Annotated in this window: 7 protein-coding genes; all 7 read right to left on the reverse strand. The window is 54.6% G+C overall.

The window, feature by feature from the left end:
- Positions 1-12 precede the first annotated feature (12 nt).
- Complete coding sequence (gene chbG, locus HMPREF9538_RS04725) at positions 13-771, reverse strand: chitin disaccharide deacetylase (RefSeq protein ID WP_009486060.1); 759 nt, start codon at positions 769-771, stop codon at positions 13-15.
- A 12-nt stretch (positions 772-783) separates the two neighbouring features.
- On the reverse strand, positions 784-2,130 hold the full coding sequence (locus HMPREF9538_RS04720; RefSeq protein ID WP_004148093.1) for a 6-phospho-beta-glucosidase: 1,347 nt from the start codon (positions 2,128-2,130) through the stop codon (positions 784-786).
- Between the two features lie 110 nt (positions 2,131-2,240).
- On the reverse strand, positions 2,241-3,065 hold the full coding sequence (gene chbR / locus HMPREF9538_RS04715) for a transcriptional regulator ChbR (RefSeq protein ID WP_002901552.1): 825 nt from the start codon (positions 3,063-3,065) through the stop codon (positions 2,241-2,243).
- Positions 3,066-3,092: 27 nt separating this feature from the next.
- Positions 3,093-3,440, reverse strand: a complete 348-nt coding sequence (chbA, locus tag HMPREF9538_RS04710) for a PTS N,N'-diacetylchitobiose transporter subunit IIA (RefSeq protein ID WP_004140356.1) — start codon at positions 3,438-3,440, stop codon at positions 3,093-3,095.
- A 53-nt stretch (positions 3,441-3,493) separates the two neighbouring features.
- On the reverse strand, positions 3,494-4,852 hold the full coding sequence (gene chbC, locus HMPREF9538_RS04705; RefSeq protein ID WP_004148091.1) for a PTS N,N'-diacetylchitobiose transporter subunit IIC: 1,359 nt from the start codon (positions 4,850-4,852) through the stop codon (positions 3,494-3,496).
- A gap of 11 nt (positions 4,853-4,863) precedes the next feature.
- On the reverse strand, positions 4,864-4,980 hold the full coding sequence (locus HMPREF9538_RS32465; protein ID WP_014907779.1) for a hypothetical protein: 117 nt from the start codon (positions 4,978-4,980) through the stop codon (positions 4,864-4,866).
- 19 nt (positions 4,981-4,999) lie between these two features.
- The gene (gene chbB / locus HMPREF9538_RS04700; RefSeq protein WP_002901547.1) at positions 5,000-5,320 is read right to left on the reverse strand and encodes a PTS N,N'-diacetylchitobiose transporter subunit IIB; all 321 of its coding nucleotides are present in this window, start codon (positions 5,318-5,320) and stop codon (positions 5,000-5,002) included.
- Positions 5,321-5,581 lie beyond the last annotated feature (261 nt).

Consider the following 5,581-nt stretch of genomic DNA (forward strand, 5'->3'; position numbering starts at 1 on the left):
CCCCCGTCGGGCTTACACGTCGCGGTAGGTTCCCAGACGATAACCCCGGTCGGCCACCGCCGCTTTCAGCGAGGCAGCTGTCAGCACATCAAGCTCATCCAGTCGCGGATAGCAGTAGGCGCTGCCCATAATGATCCGATCGACATAAGCCGGATGACACATCACCTCCAGGGAGCGCTCCCCGCGGGCAATGGAGGCATCCAGCGTCTGCAGAAACAGTTCCTCAGAGACCGCTTCGCCGTAAAACTCGCTGCTGAAGCCGGCGCTGCTGCGCGCCGCCTGCTGGTCGAGCCCACTCTGCGCCGCCACCTGGCGGTCAATGCGTAACGCAATGCCCTTCTCGCGGGCAAAGGCCGCGACGATGGGATAAATCTGGGCGAACATATGCACATGGTGATGGCTGTCGATATGCGTCGGCTCATGGCCGAAGAGTTCGACAAAACGATGGTACTGACACGCCAGCTCGTGGGCGATCTCTTCCAGCGGCAGGCTATCTTCTTCCGCCTGCTGCCAGATCCATTTGCCCAGCCGGCCATCGCGGGTTAATCCCGGCATGGCCGACAGCGGCTCGCCCAGCGTCAGTACAAAGTGCATACCGACCGCCAGCTCCGGAGTACTGCGGCCCAGCTGGGCGGCGTGGTCAATGGCCGCGCCGTTGACCAGCGCGGTGGTCGATGTCACCACGCCGTTGCGACAGGCCTCGATAATGCCGTAGTTCTGCCCTTTACTGAGGCCGAAGTCGTCGGCATTGACGATCAATACGCGTTCCATTTGCTACTCCCGTTACGATTTTAGTTTTTCGATCGTCGCCGCAAAGTTCGGCAGCCATTTTTCATGCGCCAGAATCATCTCCCGCGCCAGCTGTTCGGCGTCACGATCGGAATGGATCAGCGGGCTTAAGTTCAGCGCCAACAGGACATCGTTCAGCTCACCGCTGATCGCCGCCTGGCTGGCCGCCACTTCGAACCCCTTGATGGTGTAGATAAGCCCTAACACCTTCTCATCGAAATGAGTAATGCGCGGCGTCGGCTTCGCGCCGTCGCGGCCTAAGGTGCAGCTCATCTCTACCGCCCAGTCCGCCGGGATATTATCGACATGGCCATGATGCGGGATATTCACATAGTGCTCAGTCTGCTTGTCGTTATAGATGGCATTGATTACTTCGCAAGCGGCATCAGAGTAATAGGCCCCGCCGCGCTGCTCCAGCTCCTTCGGCTTAACGTTAAGATCCGGGTTTTTATACAGCTCGAACAGCTGTTTCTCCACCTTCTGCACCACCTGGGCGCGCGCACCGCCTTTGTAGTACTCGCCCATCTCAATCGCCAGCATCTCTTTTGGCTTAAAGTAGTAGAGCAGGTAAGAGCATGGGATCAGGCGCAGGGAGCGGATCAGCCCTTCGCTAAACGGCAGGTCGAAGATGTTTTTCACCGAGTTCGCGGTCAGACGGCCGGAGGCCACGCCGTCCAGCAGTTCATCGAAGCGCGAGACGCCGTTAACCAGCACGTCGCGGACGAACACCAGGTGGTTCAGACCAAACAGGTCGATATTCAGCTCATCGCTCGGGCTCAGCTGCAGCACGTCGGTGATGAACATCTTCATGCCGATAGGAATGTTGCACACGCCGATAAAGCGTTTGAAATTGGTGTGGCGATAGACCGCCTCGGTGACCATGCCCGCCGGGTTGGTGAAGTTGATGATCCATGCGTCGGGGCAAATTTCCTGCACATCTTTCACGATATCGAAAATCACCGGGATGGTGCGCAGTCCTTTAAACAACCCGCCCGCCCCGTTGGTCTCCTGGCCCAGGTAGCCGTGGCTCAGCGGGATGCGCTCATCTTTTTCACGCGCCTTCAGCTGGCCCACGCGCAGCTGGGTGGTGACGAAATCTGCGCCCTGCAGCGCTGCGCGGCGATCCAGCGTTTTATAGACTTTCATCGGCACGCCGGCTTTTTCTACCATCCGCTGGCACAGCGCGTGGATAATATCGAGCTTCTCCTGGCCCTCTTCGACGTCTACCAACCACAGTTCGCTTACCGGCAGTTCATGATAACGTTTCAGAAATCCTTCCAGTAATTCCGGGGTATAGCTGCTGCCGCCGCCAATAGTGACTACTTTTAATTTCTGGCTCATCTTTTTCTCCCTTAGGCGCTGCGCCTGGACGCAGGCCGCTCTCCGCAACAATGCGGACAGTTAACTTGAATGATTTTCGGTATAAACCTGGCGGCGAACGCCGCGCGGGTTTAATTAATACTGGTCAAATGTTTGCGATAACTGCTCGGCGTAAACGACGTCAGTTTTTTAAAGGTTTTAATAAACAAGCTCGGGCTGCTGTAACCTGATTCATACGCAATATCCGTCACCGAATAATTGGTAATTTCCAGCTGTTTTTTGGCAAAGTTGATACGGATATCATTAATTATCTGCATCGGCGTTTTACCATAATAGCGCTGGGTCGCCCGGGTTAAATATTCCTGCGTTTTTCCGGATAAGCGAACCATATTTTCGAGAGCGCCTTCACCGAATTTCAGCTTATCATGCATGGCTTCCACGGTATTTTTTAACCATTGCGGCGTCACGTCGGCAACCGGCTCTTCACGATAGTGGCGTAAACGGTTAATGACATAAAAGGAGACCAGCTCGATAAATTCGTCAAATTCCGTTTCGCGAAAATTGAGTGAGGCGATGACCGACTCAACGTAGCCGAGAAAAGCGCTCTGCACGGCGTAGACTTGCGAAGCCACCAGACCAAACGGCAGCAGTGGCAGGTAGTGTTTCTCAAAGAAGCGTCTGCTGATGCCGACGTTAAGGATGCGCGTCGCCCCGAACTCGTAAAAGCTCTGGTGGTGCGAGCCCATCGGGATAAAGACGAAATCCCCGCGCTCCAGCAGCACCCGTTTGCCATTGATCTCCTGGTAATAGCGCCCGGTTAACACCACGGTAAATTCGTAGTAATCATGCTGGTGAAGCCCGCTCACGCTTTCCGTTTTGTTATAGATGACCACATGAAAGTTCTTCCCGTTGAACAGCTGTTGTTCTCTGGCGGTACTGATCTCGGTGGTCATCATTCTGGGCTGCCTCATCGTCGCGATGGCCTATTGTACCTTCTCGTGCAGCTCAATCAATTCGGCCACCAGCTCACGAGCCAGCATGGAGGTCATCAGATGGTCCTGGGCATGCACCAGCACCAGGCTGACCTTCATTTTCCCTTCGCCCTCGTCGCTTTCGATAAGCTGGGTCTGCACGCGATGCGCCTCGCTCAGCGCCTGGCGCGACTGCTCCATCATCGCTTTCGCTGCGGCAAAGTCGCCCTGCTTCGCCTGCTTCAGCGCGCCATAGGCCAGGCTACGGGCTTGTCCGGAGTTGATAATCAGCCCCATCACTACCTCTTCGAGGTCATTTTCCGGGGTCTCTACCGCGTCGATGTTGTCCAGATCAAACATAATATTTCCCTCATTTATCAGGCGGTACGGGACGCTGCCCGTACCGCGCGGTATCAGAATTTCAGTGCGTTAGCGATGTCTTCTTCGCTCTCTTCCTGCTCGATAACGGTCTGCGCTTTATTCGACAGCACCACAAACGGCAGGTAGACCAGGGTAGCGACGCCAAGGTTGAACAGGGCCACCAGCAGGGCGGCAACGCTGCCGTTACTGTTAAAGAACGCTCCCAAACCGGTCGGCATAGTCCACGGCGCCAGGTTGGTCACCGGTGGGATAATCCCCAGGCTGTAGGCCGCCAGCGTAATGGCCGCCAGAATCGGCTGAACCAGCACGAACGGGATGAACATCACCGGGTTCATGATGATCGGCAGACCAAACAGAATCGGTTCGTTAATCTGGAAGATGCCTGACGGCAGCGCCAGCTTAGCAACCTGACGATGGTCAGCGCGGCGAGAAGCGATAAAGATGGCGATAATCAGACCCAGCGTCGCCCCGGAGCCACCCAGCAGGATGTAGGAGTCGAGCATCGGCTTAGCCCAGAAGTGGAACTGTTTGCCCGCTTCGATGGCCGCATCAACAGAGCCGTACTGGTTGTACAGCGCGATGTTTTCCAGCGCCCACGGCGTCATGATGCCGTTATCCAGGGCGGTAAGCGCCAGAGAACCGTGCACACCGAAGAACCACAGCAGAGAGTTAAAGATAACGTATGCCCAGCCAACCACGCTGCCCATCGCCGCCAGCGGCGTCGAGATAGAGTCCATGATGATCTGGTGGAAGTTGCTGCCATAGCTCGCCAGGGCCCACGAGATAATGCCGAAGATGGAGAGGATCAAGAAGCCCGGGATCAGCGCTGAGAAAGAGCGTGATACCGACCCCGGCACGCTGTCCGGCAGTCTAATCACCCAGTTGCGACGGATCACGAAGGTGAACAGTTCCGCAACGACCAGACCGATAATCATCCCGGAGATGATGTTCTGCCCGCCCAACCAGTTGGCGCCCACCGCATAGGCTTCGCCCACGCTATACGGGGTCACGGTCATGAAGGCCGCCACCGCCAGCAGGCCAGCTGCCATCGGGTCAACTTTGCGCTCTTCCGCCAGCGCGGAGCCGATAAAGAACGGCGCCATTAGCGACATAATCCCGAGGGTGCCGTTATAGACGTTTCCGCCGATAGCCTTAAAGCCGTTTAAGGTTTCAATGGTGGAGGCATCCAGGCGAATGCCCATGGAATAAAAGAAAGAGCCTTCGCCGAAGCTCAGAAAAACGTTGTTAATTAACACAAACATGGCCCCGGCGAGGGTCAACGGCATTAATTTAATAAATCCATTTTTTATTGCATTAATATGCGGCTGCTTTCCTATTTTCACTGCAAAAGGAAGGAGTACCTTTTCAAGCGAATCGATCACTTTACTCATAGTCAATACCCTTAAAAGCCGCAATAAACTATTACGGCGATGATGTATGAAATTACTCTTTGACGGGAAAATAAACTCATTATTTTTTGACGTCCGGCAACAGGCAGCCGCCAGGCGTCAAAATACATCGAGTTTTAAAAGTTAAAATTATTGTGCTGCAGCTTTCTTAATAGCCGCGACGGCGGCTTTCAATACCCCTAAACCATCAACTTTGCCATAGAGAAGGGAGTCGATAACTTCAACCGGTTTATTCGGCAGCAGGCGCTGAATTTCCGGTAACATATACGCAATTTGTGGCCCTAATAATACTACGTCGGCTTCCGGCCCTTTTTCGCCCGCGAGGGTTTCGGGATAGGCTTCAATAATGACCGGGACTTCATATTTTTCCGCCTGCGCCCGCATTTTGGAGACCAGCAGTGACGTGGACATGCCTGCCGAGCAGAAGAGATAAATGTGTTTCTTTTCCATGAACGCTTCCTCAATGTGTGAGACCAGGGCCTTCAGTAACCGCTGAGAGCCGGTAAGACTGGTAACATCCGGTTAATTCTGTTTATGAGTTGAGTATACGGCAAGCTGAGCCGCCAGGATAATTCGCTGTTGAACAGAATTGTCTCTCATTGACCTCCGGTTTTGACTACCCTCACATTTTCATCCAAATAATTCGCGCAATTAAATAAGCATCATTACTCACAAAAAAGGCCCCCCCCCCCCCGGGGGGGGGGCGGGGGG

Origin of the sequence: Klebsiella sp. MS 92-3 (genome assembly GCF_000195655.1) — a bacterium.
Lineage (GTDB): Bacteria > Pseudomonadota > Gammaproteobacteria > Enterobacterales > Enterobacteriaceae > Klebsiella > Klebsiella pneumoniae.

Excerpts from the sequence above, each read along its gene's own strand:
- chbG (WP_009486060.1), bottom strand. The coding sequence starts at position 771 with ATGGAACGCGTATTGATCGTCAATGCCGACGACTTCGGCCTCAGTAAA.
- HMPREF9538_RS04720 (WP_004148093.1), bottom strand. The coding sequence starts at position 2,130 with ATGAGCCAGAAATTAAAAGTAGTCACTATTGGCGGCGGCAGCAGCTAT.
- chbR (WP_002901552.1), bottom strand. The coding sequence starts at position 3,065 with ATGATGACCACCGAGATCAGTACCGCCAGAGAACAACAGCTGTTCAAC.
- chbA (WP_004140356.1), bottom strand. The coding sequence starts at position 3,440 with ATGTTTGATCTGGACAACATCGACGCGGTAGAGACCCCGGAAAATGAC.
- chbC (WP_004148091.1), bottom strand. The coding sequence starts at position 4,852 with ATGAGTAAAGTGATCGATTCGCTTGAAAAGGTACTCCTTCCTTTTGCA.
- HMPREF9538_RS32465 (WP_014907779.1), bottom strand. The coding sequence starts at position 4,980 with ATGTATTTTGACGCCTGGCGGCTGCCTGTTGCCGGACGTCAAAAAATA.
- chbB (WP_002901547.1), bottom strand. The coding sequence starts at position 5,320 with ATGGAAAAGAAACACATTTATCTCTTCTGCTCGGCAGGCATGTCCACG.